Raw genomic sequence first — 18,443 nt, forward strand, 5'->3', positions numbered from 1 at the left:
GGAGCCGACAGCATTGAGCCCCGAGGGACTCTGGCCCCGTGCAACCGCTCCTGGTTGACCACCCCCGGGAGTAAATGTCGACTCATTCACAAGTCGTCTTACCTCCTTGGATGTGACCAGGAAACTTTATCGATAGGTCAGCGTGGCACCATGCCGACGGTTGGCGACTCTATGGCGTGTCGGGCGTCCGCAGCAACACAATCCACCGGACCCGGCACGATGTGTCGGTATCCGGACCCCTGATGTCAAGGGCGCAAGTGACATCGGACCGAAGTTTCAGGGGTGCGCGAATCGGCTAAAGGGTCACGTTCACGGCGAGTTGGGAGCCGGCGTTCCGGAACAAGTCGTTCCGCGCGCCCGGCATGCAACCGGCCGGGCCTTGTCGACAAGGCCCGGCCGGATATGCAGCGTTGACGCGCTTCGTTGACGCCTCAGCCGAGGAGGGTGCGCAGCTCGACGTGCTCGACGCCGTGGGCCTCGGCGACGGGACCGTAGACCACCTTGCCGTCGTGCGTGTTCAGGCCCTTGGCCAGCGCCGGGTCACGGCGCAGCGCCTCGACCCAGCCGCGGTTCGCCAGCTCCACGATGTAGGGCAGCGTGGCGTTGGTGAGCGCGTGGGTGGAGGTGTTCGGCACGGCGCCGGGCATGTTGGCGACGCAGTAGAAGACCGAGTTGTGGACCGGGAAGGTCGGCTCGGCGTGCGTGGTGGGACGGGAGTCCTCGAAGCAGCCGCCCTGGTCGATCGCGATGTCGACAAGAACACTTCCGGGCTTCATCTTGGCGACGAGCTCGTTGGTGACCAGCTTGGGGGCCTTGGCGCCGGGGATCAGGACGGCACCGACGACGAGGTCGGCCTCGACGACGGCCTTCTCCAGCTCGTAGGCGTTGGAGACGATCGTCTGCACCTTGGTGCCGAAGATCTTGTCGGCCTCGCGGAGCTTGTTGATGTCCTTGTCGAGCAGGGTGACGTGGAAGCCGAGGCCCACGGCGATCTGCAGCGCGTTCCAGCCGGAGACGCCACCGCCGATGATGACGGCCTTGCCCGCGGCGACACCGGGGACACCGCCGGGCAGCACACCGCGGCCGCCGGCCTGGCGCATCAGGTGGTAGGCGCCGACCTGCGGGGCGATACGGCCCGCGACCTCGGACATCGGGGCGAGCAGCGGCAGCTGGCGGCCGGCCGTCTCGACGGTCTCGTAGGCGATCGCGGTGGTGCCGGACTCCAGCAGCGCGTCCGTGCACTCCTTGGAGGCGGCCAGGTGCAGGTAGGTGAAGAGCGTCTGGTCCTTGCGGAGGCGGTGGTACTCCTCCGCAATCGGCTCCTTGACCTTCAGCAGCAGGTCAGCGGTGCCCCAGACCTCATCGGCGGTGTCCAGGATGGTGGCACCGGCGGAGAGGTACTCCTCATTCGTGATGGACGAGCCGACGCCGGCGTCCTTCTCGATGAAGACCTGGTGGCCGTGGCGGACGAGTTCGTTCACTCCGGCGGGCGTGATAGCCACGCGGAACTCGTTGTTCTTGACCTCGCGGGGGATGCCGACCTTCACGTCGATCACGGTCCTTGAAAGAGAGGGTGCAGAAGGAATTATCCCCTCATGCGTTGCATGACGGAACTGACCGCGCCGAACGCGGCCCAGCCAGTCTATTGAAGGAGCTCTCGTTGTCTAGCCTTGCAAAGCATTAAATCTTGCGAGAAGCACTACCGATTTCGCAGGTCACTTGGAGTGATCTTCGAGGAGTCGCTCCCCCACGGCACGATGGAGCCGTGCCGCGGCTGGATCGCCGAGCCGTTCGAGGGTGTCCGCAATCCGCAGTTGCAGTGCCGCCTCCAGTCGTCCGTCGCCCGCTTTCCGGGCGACGCCGAGGGCTTCGAGACAGGTCTGCAGCGCCTCCTCGGGCCGCCCCGCGTACTCCTGCACCCGGGCCACCTCACCGGTCGCCCGCGCCTGGCCGGCCACATCTCCGATCCTGCGGTAGGTCCCGACGGCCGCCCGCCAGGCCCGGAGCGCCTCGCCCCACCGGCCCGCGTAGCTGTGCGCGCCGCCGATCCGGCCGTGCAGCCGGGCCGCGTCGGCGGCCTCATCGCGGGCGAGCCGCAGCTCCAGCGCCCTGCCGTACCAGTCGGCGGCCCGCTGCCAGTCGCCCAGCTCGGTGTACGTACCGCCCAGCGACTCCAGTGCCCGGCCGGTCGCCACCGGGTCCTGCACCGAACGGGCGGACTCCAGCGCACCCCGGTAGCGGGTGAGGGCCTGGGCGGTGCGTCCCGCCTGGCCGTCCAGGTCCGCGAGGTTCAGCAGGGCGGCGGCCCGCTCCCGCGGCAGCCCGCGCCGCTCAGCGACCTTCAGGACGAGACCGTGCAGCGCATAGAGGTCCGGCGCGGCGGCCTCGGAGCCCTGGTGGGCGAGCAGCGTCCGGGACAGCGCGGCCATCAACCGCCGGTCCAGGGTGTCGAGTTCACCGTCCGCGACGGCGATCCTGGCGGCGTCCAGCAGCGCGCCGCGACGGCTGCGCAGCCAGTGCGCTGCGGCGCCCTTCGAGGAGAAGCGCAGCGAGCGCGGCAGCCCGGCGACCTTCTGCCGGGCGGGCGAATCGGCCGGCTCGCCCATCGCCCGGCAGGACTGCAGCAGCCGTACGGTCCGCTCCAGCATCCGGGCGCGGGCCAGCTGGACGTCGGCCGGGCGCTCGTGCTCCCGGAGCAGTTCGCGCGCCAGCGGGTCGAGGCAGCCGGGCAGCCGGTACTGGGGGCGCAGCGCGGGGTCGGACGCATGGGCGCCGGCGACGGCGGCGTCCCCGGCGGGCACCGGCCGTAGCAGGCCGAGCGCGGCGAAGTCCCCCAGTGTCGTGGCGGCCGCGGCCACCGAGCAGCCGGCCAGCGCGGAGGCGGTATGGGCGTCCACGAGGCCGGCCGGTGCCAGAGTGATCAGCCGGAGTATGCGGGCGGCGGGCGGCGGCAGCGCGTCGTAGGCGAGCCGGAAGGCGCGGAACAGCGGGCGGGCACCGGTGGGCAGGCCAGGGGGCAGCGGGACGGCCTGCAGCGCCTGGCGCAGGTCGGCGACCGAGGATGTGGGGCGGGCGGCGAGCCAGGCACCGGCCAGCACCAGCGCGGCGGGCTGACCGCCGCACTCCTCGACGACGCTGTCGGCGGTCCGCGGGTCGACGGTGATCCGGGTCGGCCCGGCGTAGCGGCTGAGCATCTCGACACCGGCCGCGCTGTCCAGGCCGCCCAGGGCGCACGGCCGGACGTCCGGAATGCCGGTCAGCGGCCCTTGCGAGACCACCACGACCAGGCAGTGGGGGGCGTCGGGCAGCAGCGGCTCGACCTGTTCCGCGCCCGGTGCGTCGTCCAGGAAGAGCAGGGCGCGGCGCCCGGCGAGGGCGCCGCGCAGCAGCTCGGTCAGCTCGTCCTCGGCGGCGCCGGGCGGGGCGCCGGTGCCGAGCGTGGCCAGCAGCTCACGCGCAGTGCGGGCGGTGCCGGCCGGTTCGCCGCCCGGCCCGGTCAGCGTGGCCCGCAGCACACCGTCGGGGTGGGCGCCGGCCAGCTCGCGCAGCAGCTCCTCGGCCAGGGCCGTACGGCCGGAGCCGGGGCGGCCGGCGATCAGCAGCACCCGGCTGCGGGCCCCCTTGCGGCCGGAGAGGGTGTCCAGGCCGGCGCGGGCGATATCGGCGTGCAGCGCCTTCAGCTCGCGGCGGCGGCCGGCGAACCCGGTGGCGGCGGGGGCGGCCGCGGGGACGACGGGGCGGGTGGCGCCGCCGTCCTGGCGGGACCCCGGGGCCCGCTGCCCGAGTGCCGCCGTGGCAGTCGTCTCCGCCGCCTCGGGCGGGAGGTGCCCCCCGCCCACCGCCTGGTCCGTCACCGGTCACGCTCCCGTCCACCTGCGCGTACGCGTCCGCCGCTGGGACGGAACGCTGCCGAGCGTAGTTCACGGGCCGTCACACCCCCTGCAGAGCAGGGCGGTTGGGTCACCCGATCGGATCGGTGGATCATCCGACCGGCTCGGGGCGGCCGGCGGCTCAGGCCTCGAAGGGGCGGGCCGGCCACGGCGCATCGGCCGGCCGCAGCGCGTCCAGCCCCTCGCCGGCCTGAGCCGCGGTGAGCGCCAGCACGCCCACGACGAGGCAGTTGTTGTGCAGGTCACCGGCGAGTGCCCCACGGACCAGCTCGTCCTGCGGCACCCGCGCCAGCTGCATGTCGGCCTCCTCCTCAAAGACCTCGAACCGCTCCCCCTCGGCCTCGGACAGACCGCGGGCGAGGAAGATCCTCACGGCCTCGTCGCAGCCGCCCGGCGTGGTGTAGACATCGGTCAGCACCCGCCAGTCCGCGGCCTTGACGTGCGCCTCCTCGTACAGCTCGCGCTGCGCCGCGTGCAACGGGTTCTCCCCGGGGACGTCGAGCAGCCCGGCGGGGATCTCCCACAGCCGCCGGCGTACGGGGTGGCGGTACTGGCACAGCACCAGCACCCGGCCGGTGTCGTCGAGGGCGAGGACGGCCACGGAACCGGGGTGGACCTGGTAGTCGCGGGTGACGACGGAGCCGTCCGGCATGACGACCTCGTCGGTGCGCACGCTGGTCTTGTTCCCGGTGAACGGTGTCCTGGACGCGGTGACCGTCCACTCCTCCGGGGTGTCCTTGATCGCCATGGCGCGTCCTCCTGTGTGTCGCCTGTACCAACGCAGAAACCGGGGTACGGCCTCGAAGAGGCCGTACCCCGGCAACCGTATCCGCCGTGCTGTCCCTTACTTCGCGGTGCCCGTCTTGCGCGCGACCGCGGCCTTCACCAGCCCGGCGAAGAGCGGGTGCGGGCGGGTCGGGCGGGAGCGCAGCTCCGGGTGCGCCTGGGTGGCGACGAGGTAGGGGTGCGTCTCGCGCGGGTACTCGACGTACTCGACGAGCTTGTTGTCCGGAGAGGTGCCGGAGAACTGCAGCCCGGCCTTCTTCTCCAGCTCACCACGGTAGGCGTTGTTGACCTCGTAGCGGTGGCGGTGGCGCTCCTCGACGTACGGCTGGTCGTCGTAGACCTCGCGGACGATCGAGCCCTCGGCGAGCTTGGCCGGGTACATACCCAGCCGCATCGTGCCGCCCATGTCGCCCTCACCCGCGACGATGTCCATCTGCTCGGCCATCGTGGAGATGACCGGGTCGGCGGCGGCCGGGTCGAACTCGGTGGAGTTCGCGCCCGCGATACCGGCCAGGTTGCGGGCCGCCTCGATGACCACGCACTGCAGGCCCAGGCACAGACCCAGCAGCGGGAGCTTGTTCTCCCGGGCGTAGGTGATCGCGCCGACCTTGCCGTCGACACCGCGGTCGCCGAAGCCACCGGGGATGCAGACGGCGTCGCAGTCGGCGAGCTGCTCGGCGGCGCCGGCCGGGGTCTTGCAGTCATCGGAGGTGACCCACTTCAGCTTCACGCGGGTCTTGTTCGCGAAGCCGCCGGCCCGCAGCGCCTCGGTGACCGAGAGGTAGGCGTCCGGCAGGTCGATGTACTTGCCGACCAGCGCGACCTTGACCTCGTGGTCGGGGTTGTGGACGCGGTCCAGCAGATCCGCCCACTGGGTCCAGTCCACATCGCGGAACGGCAGGTCGAGCTTGCGCACGACATAGGCGTCCAGGCCCTCGGCGTGCACGACCTTCGGGATGTCGTAGATCGACGGGGCGTCCGGGCAGGCGATGACCGCGGCCTCGTCGACGTCGCACATCAGCGAGATCTTGCGCTTGATGGCGGTCGGGACCTCGCGGTCGGCGCGCAGCACGATCGCGTCGGGCTGGATGCCGATGTTGCGCAGCGCCGCGACCGAGTGCTGGGTCGGCTTGGTCTTCAGCTCACCGGACGGGCCGATGTAGGGGAGCAGCGAGATGTGGACGACGAAGACGTTGTCCCGGCCGACCTCGTGGCGGACCTGGCGGACCGTCTCCAGGAACGGCAGCGACTCGATGTCGCCGACGGTGCCGCCGACCTCGGTGATGACGACGTCGACATCCTCGGTCGCCATCCGCCGGATGCGGTGCTTGATCTCGTTGGTGATGTGCGGGATGACCTGCACGGTGTCACCGAGGTACTCGCCGCGCCGCTCCTTGGCGATCACGGTGTTGTAGACCTGGCCGGTGGTCACGTTCGCGGAGCCGTCGAGGTCGACGTCGAGGAACCGCTCGTAGTGGCCGATGTCCAGGTCGGTCTCGGCGCCGTCGTTGGTGACGAAGACCTCACCGTGCTGGAACGGGTTCATCGTTCCCGGGTCGACGTTCAGGTACGGGTCGAGCTTTTGCATCGTGACCCGCAGGCCGCGCGCCTTGAGGAGAGCACCCAGGCTGGAGGCGGTGAGCCCCTTGCCCAGCGAGGAGGCGACGCCCCCGGTGACGAAGAGGTGCTTGGTCGTCGTGGATTTGGGCGGCATGGCCAAGAGGGAGCTCCCGTGGTCGCGAGGTGGAGAGGTGCGAAGCGGCGTGGGGCCTGGTGTTTCAGGGGTGCCGTCGCTGCGGTTCGGGGGTGCCGTGACATCTGCCGTGACATCGATACTGCGTCCCACCGGTCCACGGGATACCAGGCTATCAGCGACCGGGCACGGTCGTGTCCGGCCACGCAGGGGAACCTGGCGGTGACGGCCCGGATGACACTGTCACGTGACGGAGGCCACCCATTTGGACCGCTTCACTCGTCGCGAGCGTCGCGCGGATCACCCACGTGCGTCGTATCCTGCTCGGACACTCGCAACGAGCCGCCCGGGAAGGCACCACCCTCCCCCAGCTACCGCTGGGCGGTGCCCCCAGCCCGAATTTCCGGTCCCGCTGCTCGGCGACGTTTCATGGGCAGGACGGACAGATCACAACGTCCCATGGGGGGCGTGACTCCAGTTCGACGGGAGAGGCACGTGGCCGGGCGCATCGAGGACTACGCACTTATCGGCGATATGCAAACCGCCGCTCTAGTGTGCAGGGACGGCACGGTCGACTGGCTGTGCCTGCCCCGCTTCGACTCCCCGGCGGTCTTTGCAGGGCTGCTGGGCACGGAGGAGCACGGATTCTGGCGGATGGGGCCGGTCAACGGCCCCGGGGGGCGGCCCGCGCCGGCCGACCGCCGACGCTACCGGGGCGATTCGCTCGTTCTGGAATCGGAGTGGGACACCCCGCGCGGCACCGTCCGGGTGATCGACTTCATGCCGCCGCGCGACGGGGCGCCGCAGCTGATCCGCATCGTGGAGGGCGTCAGCGGCCGGGTCCCGATGCGCTCGCAGCTGCGGATGCGGTTCTCCTACGGCTGGGTCGTGCCCTGGGTGCACAAGGTGGACGACCGTACGGTCGCGGTCGCGGGCCCCGATTCGGTGTGGCTGGACACCGCGGCGGAGACGTACGGCAAGGATCTGACGACGTTCTCCGACTTCACCGTCTCGCCGGGCGAGCGGATCGCGTTCACGATCAGCTGGGAGCCCTCCCACAAGCCGCCGCCGGCCGTCGCGGACCCGGAGGGGTCGCTGGAGGCCACCGAGGAATTCTGGCGCGAGTGGGTCGAGCACTGCACGTATCACGGTCCCTACCGCGATGCGGTGGTGCGCTCGCTGATCACGCTGAAGGCGCTGACGTACGCGCCGACCGGCGGGATCGTGGCGGCACCGACGACCTCGCTGCCGGAGTGCCTGGGCGGTGTCCGTAACTGGGACTACCGCTTCACCTGGCTGCGGGACGCGGCGATCACCCTGTCCTCCCTGCTGCGCACCGGCTACCGGGAAGAGGCGCGGGCCTGGCGGGAGTGGCTGCTGCGGGCGGTGGCCGGCGATCCGGAGAACCTCCAGATCATGTACGGCATCGCCGGTGAACGGGAGTTGGGCGAGAACGAGCTCAACTGGCTTCCGGGATACGAGAATTCCCGTCCGGTGCGGGTCGGCAACGGCGCCGCGGGACAGCTCCAGCTCGATGTGTACGGCGAGGTCATCGAGGCGCTGCACCTGGCGCACATGACGGGCCTGGCGCGCAACGACTACGCCTCGCTGCTCCAGCTCAAGCTGATCCAGTGGGTGGAGCAGCACTGGGACGAGCCGGACGAGGGCATCTGGGAGGTCCGCGGGCCGCGCCGGCACTTCGTGCACTCCAAGGTCATGACCTGGGTCGCGGTCGACCGCACGGTCAAGCTGATCGAGTCCGGGGACGTCGACGGGCCGCTGGAGCGCTGGAAGGACCTGCGCGAGACGATCCACCGCGACGTCTGCGAGAACGGCTACGACAAGGAGCGCAACACCTTCACCCAGTCCTACGGCTCGCAGGAGCTGGACGCCTCGCTGCTGCTGATCCCGCAGATGGGCTTTCTGCCGCCGGACGACAAGCGCGTCATCGGCACGATCGAGGCGATCCAGCGGGAACTGTCCACCGAGGACGGCTTCGTGCTGCGCTACCCGACGTCCGGTGCGGACGATCTCGGGGTGGACGGCCTCGAAGGGGAGGAAGGCGCCTTCCTGGCGTGCTCGTTCTGGCTGGCCGACGATCTCGCGATGATCGGCCGGGTGGACGAGGCCCGCAAGCTCTTCGAGAAGCTGCTCTCGCTCCGCAACGACCTGGGGCTGCTCGCGGAGGAGTGGGACCCCAGGGCAAAGCGGCAGGTGGGCAACTTCCCGCAGGCGTTCAGCCATGTTCCGCTGATCGACACGGCACTGCGGCTGACGGCCAGCGGGGCCTACGGGGGTTAGCCGCCCCCTTTGTGGGATCCCAGATCCCGTGTCCTTTTCCCACCGGCGATGTCCACCGCGTGGCCAATAGGACAGGGGGATGGGATTCATGCCCCGTGAGCGAGTAGTTCCCCGCTTTGTGTACAGGACCGCCCCGGTCAGCGTCTGCGTGCGCGGCCGGGGCAGGACTCCGGCGTTTGGCGGCCAGTGGGGCCGCCTGGGAAATCGCGGGGTCGGTGATCCGATGGGTACAGCGGTGGCCGCGCCGTGTGAGCGGCGGCGTAATTCCCCACGAACCACATGATCAGCGCGGCGTAATTCCCCACCTGGGCTGGGGCCGTGGCGTTCGGGGTGGGGAAAATCGCCGTCGTTCACACGGCTTGGTGACCGAGGCCAGCGGAAAGCGCCGGTCGACGGTTCCGTGGGTGCCGAGGACCGTTCCGTCGGCCCGCACCACACCCGCCGTGGCAGCGGGAACCGGCCAGTTTTCGATCAACGCGAGGCCCTGCAAGGACATGCCGAGCCTAAGCGGCCCCGCGGCCCGGCAGCACCCAGGGGCGCGGCCGCCGCCCCGCGGGAGCACCCTGCCGATTTCCTACCTGTTCCGCTTGCTTGGAGTGCACTCCAAAGCCATAGCGTTGAGGACATGCCTTTATCACTGTTGAGGGCATGCCTTTATCACTAGGGTCTCGCCGGCGTCCCGGAAGGCTGTCCAGCTTCTCTACCGGCTCCCGGCTGAACACGAAATAAGCGGGAGCCAGACGACCGATATCCCAGGAGCATCTCTCATGCAACAACGCAAACTAGGACAACACCTCGAAGTCTCGGCTCTCGGGCTCGGCTGCATGGGCATGAGTTTCTTCTACGGTCAGCCACAAGACACAGCCGAGATGACGAAGCTGCTGCGGGCGGCCGTTGACCACGGCGTGACTTTCTTCGACACTGCCGAAGTTTACGGACCGTTTACCAATGAGGAGCTGGTCGGTCAGGCGCTGGCACCGGTCCGCGACCAGGTGGTGATCGCCACCAAGTTTGGAATCAAGCACGGCGAGCACGGGCCGACCCCGATGTCCGGGGTCGACAGCAGGCCCGAGCAGATCCGCCAAGTGACCGAGGCCTCGCTCAAGCGTCTTCAAACCGAAAGCATCGACCTGCTCTACCAACACCGCGTCGACCCCAACGTGCCCATTGAAGACGTGGCCGGCACGGTCAAGGAGCTGATCGCCGAAGGCAAGGTAAAGCACTTCGGCTTGTCCGAGGCCGGTGCCGCGACGATTCGTCGCGCCCACGCCGTGCAGCCAGTAACGGCACTGCAAAGCGAGTACTCGCTCTGGATGCGCGAGCACGAAACCGAAATCATTCCGACCTTGGAGGAACTGGGCATCGGTCTGGTGCCCTACAGCCCGCTCGGCAAAGGATTTTTGACCGGCAAGATCGATTCCAGCACGTCGCTGGCCGACAACGACCTCCGCCGCCTGCTTCCGCGCTTCAGCCCTGAAGCGCGGCAAGCCAACCAGGTGCTGGTCTCCCTGCTGCAGCAGATTGCCGACGACAAAGGAGCCACGCCGGCCCAGATCGCTCTCGCCTGGGTGCTGGCGCAGAAGCCGTGGTTCGTGCCGATCCCCGGCACCACCAAGCTGCACCGCCTGGAAGAGAACCTGGGCGCACTCGACGTCGAGCTGACAACCGGCGACCTACATCGGATCGAAGAGGCCGCGGCCAACATCCGGATCCAGGGCGAACGTGTCCCTGAGCAGTTGCAGTCACGGTTCGGCCGCTGAACCCCGCCCGACTTTCTGGGCGTCCGGACCAGGGTCCCGACAGAGTCGCATTTCAGCAGGTCAGCAGCATTTGGACGGGGCGGTGCGGGTCCCAGGCGTGATGTCGCAGGGCTTGGGCGATGTTGGTCGCGCCGTGCAGGCGCAGCATGCTGATGGCGAGGTCGCGTAGTGAAGCCATGATGCGCGAACCGTTGCCTGTGCGGATCTGGGATCGGTCCTCGTCGAAGGTGACGTCGCGGACCCAAGGTAGTCGGCGTGGCCACGCTGGGCGTGCAGCGCGTCCGCGGTGACCACTGAACCGGTCAACTCGACGGTGTCGGGCAACGGCGCGCACTCGGTGATCTCGTTGGTCTTGCAGCCGACCCCGCGCTGCGCCGGCACCACCCCGTGGCCGTGTTCGATCGCGCCCAGCAGACGCCGCGGCTCGACGTCATGGCCACCCGAGCCGCGCACCCGCCGGCCATCCACCGCGATCAACCGCCGGGCGGCTCCGACCGGCTCGGTTCGCGCGACCGCCCGGCAACCGATGGCGAGGTCCAGTTGATCGCCGTCCAGAGTGAACGGGACATCCCGGAGGAAAAGGACACGCCCATGGGGCAGAACCGTGGACAAACCATGGGGATCAGCATCGAAACCCGCAGATCGCTGCGCAGTCAGTGGCCAGCAGCGAAGGGAACCTACACCGCCCCCTTCGGGGCGCTGACCTCCTGGAGTTCTTCGGTGCCGCCCGGTGTCCGGGCGGCACCGCTTTTGTGCGTCGGGACGCGTCAGAACGGGGTCAGGGTGAGGGTGATCTCCTGCGGGGCGCCGTCCTCGATGTAGGAGGCGAAGCCGGCGACGTCGTCGAAGGCGAAGCCGTACGCCTTGCCGTCCTGCGTCGCGGCGTGCATGGCCTTCGCATAGTGGTTGGTCAGCCGCTGCTGGTAGAAGGCGGCCGGGTCGGTGGTGGGCTGGGCGGCGCCGGTGGTGAGGGTGGAGCGGTTGAGGGCGGCGCCCAGGACGGCGGCGACCGGGCCGAGGACGCCGTCGTTGGGGGCCGCGAGGGTGCCGTCGCAGAAGAGGACGTCGCGGGTGGACGGCTTGTCGAAGGAGACCGCTTTGGGACCGGTGAAGGAGAGTTTCCCGCCGCTGACCCGGCCGGTGAAGGTGCCCGCGTCGGTGGTGACGGTCAGGTCCTTGCCCGTATAGGCGGACCAGGCCTCGTCGATGGCCGGGGCGAGGTAGTCCTTGGCGAACAGCCCGCTGTCCAGGCCGTGGCCGGGGGCGATCACCCGCTTGTCGCCGATGACCAGGCGGTCGAAGCCCTCGGCGGCCCGGACGTCGGAGAAGATCTTGGCGCGGGCGCCGTCCTTGAGCGTGCCGGTGGTCTGGTCCTTGGCCCCGGTGAGCTTGATCGCGAGGGGGACGCTGAACATGTCGACCATGGTGGTGTTGCAGTACATCCCGCCGGAGTTGTAGGTGAACTCGGCGCAGTCGTGCAGGACGTCGTAGTTGGGGTCGCCGGAGACCCAGCCCGCCGGGTAGGCAAGAGCGGCCTTGCCGTTGCCGTCCTGGACCGCCTTGAACTTGAGCTTGCCGCCCAGTGCGGTGTAGATCCGGCCGGACATGTACGGCAGTTGGAGGGTCGTGGTGCCGCTCGCGGCGAGCGGGATGGCGTAGTCGGTGAAGCCGTCCGAACCGTTGTCGGCGAGCGCGACGGGTGCGAGGGTGCCGTCCGGGGTGACGTGCACCTGCTGGGTGCCGTCGTTGCCGACGATGTAGATCCAGACCGAGGAGTTGGCGTAAGCGCCGGAGTTGTTGACGAGGTGCAGGGACATCCCGGCGGCGGCCCGGCCGGCCTGGGCTGTCCGGGCGGACCGGCGGGCCGGGGCTTGGGCACCGCTCGCCCGGCCGGCCAGTGCGATACCGGAGGCGGTGGCGGCACCGGCGGCGAGGCCGCCGAGCAGACTGCGGCGAGTGATCACGGGGTGGCTCCTTGCGCGGTGGGGCACGGGGACGTCCGGGCGGTACAGGCCTGTGCGGGCTGCCGCACCAGGACCGCGGCATTACGGCGGAGCGGGCCGCCGGGCGGGGCGGCGAAGTCCCTGCGCCGGGGCCCGATTCGGCCCGGGGGCCGGGGGGCGTCGTCCTGCGGCGCCGTGTTCTGCAGATGACCCGCGCCGCCGGGCGGGAGGTTCCCGGGCCGGCCGCTGCAGGTCCGGTGCTTGCCGGTGCCCCGGTGGGAGGGGTCGGGGCAGCGGATTCTCATGCTCATGACATTCTCTCCTCGATGCAGTGGGGGAGTGAGGAGTTCCATGGGGGCATCCTGTTGAGAGCGCTCTCATGGTGTGCGCAGTGAACCCTGCCGACTCGACGGCATACCGTCAAGTCGCTGTGTGGAAAAAGGAGTTGAGCGGTGGCCGAGCCGAAGGGTCCGCGGCCGACGCTGGAGGCGGTCGCGGCGCTCGCCGGGGTCTCCCGCGCGACGGTGTCCCGCGTGGTCAACGGCGGTGCGGGCGTACGGGCCGCGGTCCGCGAACGGGTCCGCGAGGCGGTGACCGAGCTGGGCTACGTACCGAACAGCGCGGCCCGTTCCCTGGTCACCCGCCGCACGGGGGCGGTCGCCGTGGTCATCGCGGAGCCGGAGTGCCGGGACTTCAGCGATCCGTTCTTCGGACGCCAACTGCGGGGCATCAGCCACGAACTGGCCGCCGCGGACACCCAGCTCCTGCTGATGTTCGTCGAGCACCGCGGCGACTACGCCCGCATCGGGCGCTATCTGTCGGCCGGGCACGTCGACGGCGCGCTGATGTTCTCACTGCACCGTGACGACCCGTTGCCCGCCATGGCCGAGCGCGCCGGACTGCCGGCCGTCTACGGCGGCCGGCCCGACCGGGCGGGCGCCGACCGCGTGCCGCGGCCGCTGTACGTCGACACCGACAACCGCGACGGCGCCCGTCAGGCCGTACGTCATCTCCTCGGTCGCGGCCGCCGCCGGATCGCCGTGATCACCGGTCCGCTCGACCAGAACTCCGCGGTGGACCGTCTCGACGGCTACCGCGATGCGCTGGGCACCGCGCGGCCGGATCCACGGCTGATCGCCGACGGGGGGTTCACGGCGCAGGGCGGCGAGCGGGCCATGGCCCAGCTCCTGGATGCCGCGCCGGACCTGGATGCCGTCTTCGCCTGCTCCGATCTGATGGCGAGCGGCGCGCTGCGTACGCTGCGGGCCCGCGGGCGGCGGGTGCCGGACGACGTGGCGGTGGTCGGCTATGACGATCTGGAGCCGGCGGCCTGGGCGGATCCGCCGCTGACCACGGTGCGGCAGGACGTGGAGGAGATGGGACGGCTGATGGCCCGGTTGCTGCTGCGGCTGCTGGATCACCGGAAGGCCGGGGAAACGGCGGGGTCGCCGGGGTCGGAGGGGGCCCTTGGTCCGGATGCGGCAGGACCGGCGCCGGTGATCACGGGGGCGCGGCTGGTGGTGCGGGAGTCGACATGAGGGACGAGCCGCTATCCGGACCACATGACTCCGGATAGCGGACTACCGGTACCGTTCCACGCCATGGGGCCGGAAGCGAAGATCGAAGCCGAGATCACGGTACGCAGGGCACTGGAGCTGCCCGCGCTGCGACGCGGTCTGCCGGAGGTGCTGGCCGGCCAGGACCGGCTGGACCGCCCGGTGCGCTGGGTGCACGCGGGCGAGGTGCCGCACATCGCCTCGCTGCTCAAGGGCGGCGAGCTGCTGCTGACCACCGGGCTCGGGCTGGGTGCCCGGCCGTCCGAGCAGCGCGCCTTCATCCGCAAGCTCGCGGACCGCGAGATCGCCGCTCTCGTCGTGGAGCTGGGCTCCCGTTTCGAATCGCTGCCCGCCGCCCTCGTCGACGCCGCACGGGACTGCGGGCTGCCGCTGATCCAGCTGCACCGCGAGGTCCCGTACGTCACGGTCACCGAAGCGATCCACACCGAGATCATCAACAGCCACTATGCGCTGCTGCGGCGCGCCGACGAGATCCTGCGGCGGTGCACCGACGTCCTCCTGCGCGGCGGCGGCGCCCCCGAGGTGCTGCGGCTGCTGGCCGTCTTCACCGGCAACCCGCTCTGTCTGGAGGCCCCCGACGGCAGCCCGCTGTACGCGGCGGGCCCGGAGACCGACGACGACGGCCCCGCGGACGCCGACCCGCTGCTGGCCTGGGAGGGGCTGCGCGACACCGGCGTACGCATCGACGTCCCCGGCGGCGGCCACGGTCCCGACGCGGTCCGCGCCCGCCTCGTCCTGCTGCCCGTCAACACCCCCTTGGCGCCGGTGCACCGGATCGCCGCCGAGCGCGCCGCCGACCTGCTCGCCGTGGTCATGCTGCAGTCCCGCCAGGAGGAGGTGCTCGCCGCCCGCGGCCGCGGCGACTTCCTCGCCGACCTGGCGGAGGGCCGGATCTCGGCGGCCGAGGCACCCGCCCAGGCCCGCCTGCTGGGCTTCCGTCCCGGCGCGGAACCCGTGCTCCCGGTGGTGATGCGGCTGCCCGCCGGTCTTCCTTCCCCCGGCAGCTGGGCGTTGCTCGCCCAGGCCCTGCGCGAGGAACTCGCCGCCCCCGGGGTGCCCGTACTCCTCGGCGTACGCCCCGTGGAGGGCCGGGTCCCGATGCTCGCCGCCCTGCGCACGGGCCAGGACCGCGATGCGCTCGCCGACCGGATCGCCGAGGCGCTGCGCGCCGGAGTCGTCCGCGCGGGTCTGGACCGTCCGGCCGCGCACCGCCCGGTGGTCGTCGTCGGCACACCGGGCGACTGGGCGGCTGCGGGCCCCGGCCTGCAGCATGCCGCCGAGGCGGCGGCCGCGGCCCAAGGGCTGCCGGCCCAGCCCTGGTACGACGCGCGCCGGCTGGACATCGAGCTGTTGCTGTGGCGGATGCGCGAGCTGGGCGAGCAGGGCGTGCTCACCGACTTCGTGGAACGCGCGATCGGGCCGCTGCTCGCCCATGACCGGGCCGCCCGTCAGCCGCTGCTGCCCACGCTGGAGGCCTACTTGGCCAGCGCGGGCCGCAAGGCCGAGACCGCCCGCGACCTGAACGTGAACCGGCAGACGCTGTACGACCGGCTGGCCCGCATCGCCCAGCTGCTGGGCACGGACCTGGAGGATCCGCAGACCGTCCTGGGCCTGCGGCTGGCCCTGCGCGCCAGGCGGCATACGGAAAAGGCGTAGCGGGTCCGCAGCGGGTGGCCTCGGGTGCCGTTGCCACGGCGGACCGCCGGTGCGCCTGGACGCCGAGCACCACCGGCGGCGACCGGCCGGGCGAGCGAACCGACGGCGGCGCCGACGGCCCCGCGGCGGCGCCCGTACGCCGCCCGCCCCGCACACAGTTGCGCAGCACCAGGAGGGTGTCCGGCCCGGGAGCCGTCGTCCCCAGCAGACCGGCCGAACGACCTGGACCGGCCGAACCACCCGGACCCGGCCGACTCGGCTACACCGGCTGAATCGGCTGCGTCAACTCGTCGTACACGCTGAGCACCTGGGTGACGGTGTCGTTCTCACTGGGCCAGCCGGCCGCTTGGGCACGTCCCGCCTCGGCGAGGGCATCCCGCCGTACGGGGTCGGCGAGCAGCGCGAGAACCGTACGGGCCAGGGCGGCGGCGTCGCCGTAACGGACCAGTTCCGCGGCCCGGCCGACCAGTTCGCGAGTGCCACCGGTGTCGGTGGCGACCAGCGGCACTCCGGCCCGCAGCGCCTCCTGGGCGATCAGCGAGCGCGCCTCCCACCTGCTGGGCAGCACCACCAGGTCGGCGGCGGCAAGGAGCTCGGGCACATCGTCACGACGGCCGAGCAGCTGGACGGGCAACTGCTCCCTGTCGATCCGCCGCTGGAGCGCGGCCCGCTGGTCGCCCTCCCCCGCGATGGCGACCAGCGGCTGGGGGTCGAGCGCGCACCAGGCGTGTGCCGCGTCCAGCAGCAGGTCATGCCCCTGGCTCGGGTCGAGACGGCCGACCGCGAGCAGCAACGGGCGGTCCACCGCCCCCAGTTCGGCCCGTTCCTTGTGGCGCATCCGGTCGTGGCTCTCGGGCTCGGCCGGCGCGCCTCCCGACCGGGGGCGCGGAATCGCGACCGGCGCGAGCCGTGCGTCACGCGCGCCTCGCTCGCGCGCCCGGTCCACGAGGTCGGAGCAGGCTCCCAGGACAACGGCGGCGGCCCGTGCCACCCGCCGCTCCATCAGATGCACCAGCCCGGCCCGCGCGCCCTCGATGTGCCCCTTGGTGTGCCACGTGATGACCAGGGGAACCCGCCGCCCGCCCCGGGGGCCGCGCAGTCCGCGCAACGCCATCGAGGCCCGCAGACCGGCCCGCAGACCGTGCGCATGGACGAGGTCCGCGTCCCAGCAGGCGCTGCGCAGCGAGGCCACGCTCGCCGGATCCGTCCGCGGAGGGACATCCACGAACCGCGCACCCGCGCCGGTGAAGTCGTAGGCCTCCTCGGTCTCCGGCGTGGCACAGACGGTCACCCGCACCCCGCGCGCGACGAGCCCTTCGGCCAGCGACCGGACATGCGCCGCGCTGCCGGCGCTGCCGTGCCCCAGCACCTGGACCGTGCGCAGCGGCGACAGCCCGTGCGCCGAGGTCGGGGTACTGATCACGTGGTCGGGCTCCTGGGTCGGGGGCGGGACGGGCCGTACCGGCGAGTCGGTCCGTTTGCTGCGGGGTGCTGTGCCGCGCGGCGGCGACCGCCCGCCTGCCCCGCGGACGGCCAGGACGAGGGGAGCACGCCCACGACTGCGTACCGCGCCCAGGATGCCAGCCCGGCGACGTCAATTCGGCATCGTCGGGCCGTCGTTCCGGTGGGAAGTCTCACCCCGGCGCCCACCAGATCACCCACATGGGCGACAAACCGCCCGCGCGGGTTAACGGCTCGTGCGAGTGAGCGCACTCCCTGGAATGCGCCTGCGCTCCGGTAGAGGGCGCGTACGCCGTTGTCCGAAGCGCGCCCGGAGTTGTCCGCATCGCACGGTTATGGGGGATGACGTCCAGGTGGGCGCGCCGGGTGGGTGCACAGGTGGCCTCGCGCCAGCGGGCTCAGCCTCGTCGGGTCTCAGATCGCCGCGGCCGCCCGGCTGATACGGCCCCCCGCGGCCGCGGCGGCGATCAGCCCCGCGGCGTGCGCGGCCAGCCCGCGGCGGCCGTTGCCCGTGACGATGGCGAGGCCGAGCGCCGCGCCCAGGGCGTGCGCCCCGGCGTCCCCGATCATCGTGCGCTCCCCCAGGTCGTCGCCGATGACAGCTGCCACGGCTCCCATGGGCGCGGCGGACAGCGGGCCTGCCGGACCGCGGCGCGCAAGCCCGGGGGCACCGAGCGCCAGCACGGCGCCGGCGGCCCGGCCCGGCCTGACATCCAGCAGGTTCACCACATGAGCCGAGCCCGCGATCACCACTCCGGCCAGCACCTTGTCGGCCGGGCGCTCCTTGAGGAGGGCGCCCGCCACGAGACCGGCGGCACCGATCCCGAACAGCTTCACGGCTCCGCCGGTGATCTCTTTGTCCCGGAGCGCCAAGAGGTGCGCCCGGAATCCGCGGCGAGGGTCACCGGCACCGAAAACGTCGTCGTACGCCCCGCAGCCCCCGGCGGCCAGCACCGCCAGGGCCGAAGCCGTACGGGTCCGGGCGGGCAGCCCTGGTGCGGTGGCGGCGGCGAGCGCGGTGCCGGCGGCCGTCGCGAGCCCTGCGTGCAGGTCCACGATCCGGCCGGCGTAGTTCTTCCGCTCCCAAAGGACGGCACCGCCCGGCGGCCGCTTCTTCAGCGCCGCGTACGTGGCCCTGGTCACCGCTCCCGCCCCCAAGAGTGCCGAGACGCATCCCAGCACCCTGTTGCCCGCCACCGCCACCATGTCACTCCCCTCGGGCGGCACCCTGCCGCGCTCAACTCCCGTCACCCTAGGACGATTCCGCAAAGCCCGTCGCTCGCCCCTGGAGCGGGGCTCACGGCGTCCGGTGGGGTGGGGTGCGAGGCGGAGAATCGTCCCTGGACGCCCCGTTCGATGGCGATCCGGACAGACAT

At 71.5% G+C, this 18,443-nt stretch carries 14 protein-coding genes and 1 pseudogene; 5 read left to right on the plus strand and 10 right to left on the minus strand.

The features are described from left to right. Nucleotides 1-431: 431 nt before the first annotated feature. The 4 genes from ald to ACWGJY_RS23675 form a co-directional block, all read right to left on the minus strand. A complete protein-coding gene (gene ald, locus ACWGJY_RS23660; RefSeq protein ID WP_453262849.1) occupies nucleotides 432-1,547 on the minus strand; it encodes an alanine dehydrogenase in 1,116 nt (371 codons plus the stop codon). Nucleotides 1,548-1,715: 168 nt separating this feature from the next. Then, nucleotides 1,716-3,854, minus strand: coding sequence for a tetratricopeptide repeat protein (locus tag ACWGJY_RS23665; protein ID WP_453262826.1), 2,139 nt, complete (start codon nucleotides 3,852-3,854; stop codon nucleotides 1,716-1,718). Nucleotides 3,855-4,011: 157 nt separating this feature from the next. After that, a complete protein-coding gene (locus tag ACWGJY_RS23670) occupies nucleotides 4,012-4,638 on the minus strand; it encodes an NUDIX domain-containing protein (RefSeq protein WP_453262827.1) in 627 nt (208 codons plus the stop codon). 96 nt (nucleotides 4,639-4,734) lie between these two features. Next, on the minus strand, nucleotides 4,735-6,390 hold the full coding sequence (locus ACWGJY_RS23675) for a CTP synthase (protein WP_453262828.1): 1,656 nt from the start codon (nucleotides 6,388-6,390) through the stop codon (nucleotides 4,735-4,737). Between the two features lie 438 nt (nucleotides 6,391-6,828). Here ACWGJY_RS23675 and ACWGJY_RS23680 point away from each other — a divergent pair, with 438 nt between their 5' ends. Next, complete coding sequence (locus tag ACWGJY_RS23680; protein WP_453262829.1) at nucleotides 6,829-8,670, plus strand: glycoside hydrolase family 15 protein; 1,842 nt, start codon at nucleotides 6,829-6,831, stop codon at nucleotides 8,668-8,670. Nucleotides 8,671-9,025: 355 nt separating this feature from the next. Here ACWGJY_RS23680 and ACWGJY_RS23685 read toward each other — a convergent pair. Further along, a pseudogene (locus ACWGJY_RS23685) lies at nucleotides 9,026-9,166 on the minus strand (serine hydrolase); the annotation flags it as partial. A gap of 271 nt (nucleotides 9,167-9,437) precedes the next feature. Between ACWGJY_RS23685 and ACWGJY_RS23690 the strand changes: the two are divergent. Continuing rightward, nucleotides 9,438-10,430, plus strand: a complete 993-nt coding sequence (locus tag ACWGJY_RS23690; RefSeq protein ID WP_453262830.1) for an aldo/keto reductase — start codon at nucleotides 9,438-9,440, stop codon at nucleotides 10,428-10,430. Between the two features lie 52 nt (nucleotides 10,431-10,482). Here the strand turns inward: ACWGJY_RS23690 and ACWGJY_RS23695 are convergent, their stop codons facing one another. Further along, the gene (locus ACWGJY_RS23695; RefSeq protein ID WP_453262831.1) at nucleotides 10,483-10,608 is read right to left on the minus strand and encodes a hypothetical protein; all 126 of its coding nucleotides are present in this window, start codon (nucleotides 10,606-10,608) and stop codon (nucleotides 10,483-10,485) included. A gap of 215 nt (nucleotides 10,609-10,823) precedes the next feature. Between ACWGJY_RS23695 and ACWGJY_RS23700 the strand changes: the two genes are divergently transcribed. Then, nucleotides 10,824-11,252 carry a hypothetical protein gene (locus tag ACWGJY_RS23700; RefSeq protein ID WP_453262832.1) on the plus strand — a complete coding sequence of 143 codons (429 nt, stop codon included), beginning with the start codon at nucleotides 10,824-10,826 and terminating at the stop codon, nucleotides 11,250-11,252. On the opposite strand, the gene ACWGJY_RS23705 is transcribed toward ACWGJY_RS23700, so the two are convergent. Further along, nucleotides 11,198-12,394: a beta-1,3-glucanase family protein gene (locus ACWGJY_RS23705; RefSeq protein WP_453262833.1), complete on the minus strand. Its 1,197-nt coding sequence runs from the start codon at nucleotides 12,392-12,394 to the stop codon at nucleotides 11,198-11,200. The two genes, ACWGJY_RS23700 and ACWGJY_RS23705, sit on opposite strands and share 55 nt — an antisense overlap. Beyond that, the gene (locus tag ACWGJY_RS23710; protein WP_453262834.1) at nucleotides 12,391-12,684 is read right to left on the minus strand and encodes a hypothetical protein; all 294 of its coding nucleotides are present in this window, start codon (nucleotides 12,682-12,684) and stop codon (nucleotides 12,391-12,393) included. The genes ACWGJY_RS23705 and ACWGJY_RS23710 overlap by 4 nt, the downstream gene beginning before the upstream one ends. A gap of 141 nt (nucleotides 12,685-12,825) precedes the next feature. Here ACWGJY_RS23710 and ACWGJY_RS23715 point away from each other — a divergent pair, with 141 nt between their 5' ends. Then, a complete protein-coding gene (locus ACWGJY_RS23715; RefSeq protein WP_453262835.1) occupies nucleotides 12,826-13,911 on the plus strand; it encodes a LacI family DNA-binding transcriptional regulator in 1,086 nt (361 codons plus the stop codon). A gap of 63 nt (nucleotides 13,912-13,974) precedes the next feature. Next, a complete protein-coding gene (locus ACWGJY_RS23720) occupies nucleotides 13,975-15,606 on the plus strand; it encodes a PucR family transcriptional regulator (protein ID WP_453262836.1) in 1,632 nt (543 codons plus the stop codon). A 259-nt stretch (nucleotides 15,607-15,865) separates the two neighbouring features. Here ACWGJY_RS23720 and ACWGJY_RS23725 read toward each other — a convergent pair whose 3' ends face one another. Both ACWGJY_RS23725 and ACWGJY_RS23730 read right to left on the minus strand, forming a co-directional pair. Beyond that, complete coding sequence (locus ACWGJY_RS23725; protein WP_453262837.1) at nucleotides 15,866-17,029, minus strand: glycosyltransferase family 4 protein; 1,164 nt, start codon at nucleotides 17,027-17,029, stop codon at nucleotides 15,866-15,868. Nucleotides 17,030-17,481: 452 nt separating this feature from the next. Further along, nucleotides 17,482-18,273: a hypothetical protein gene (locus ACWGJY_RS23730; protein ID WP_453262850.1), complete on the minus strand. Its 792-nt coding sequence runs from the start codon at nucleotides 18,271-18,273 to the stop codon at nucleotides 17,482-17,484. Nucleotides 18,274-18,443 lie beyond the last annotated feature (170 nt).

The organism is Streptomyces sp. NPDC054765, from assembly GCF_053612065.1.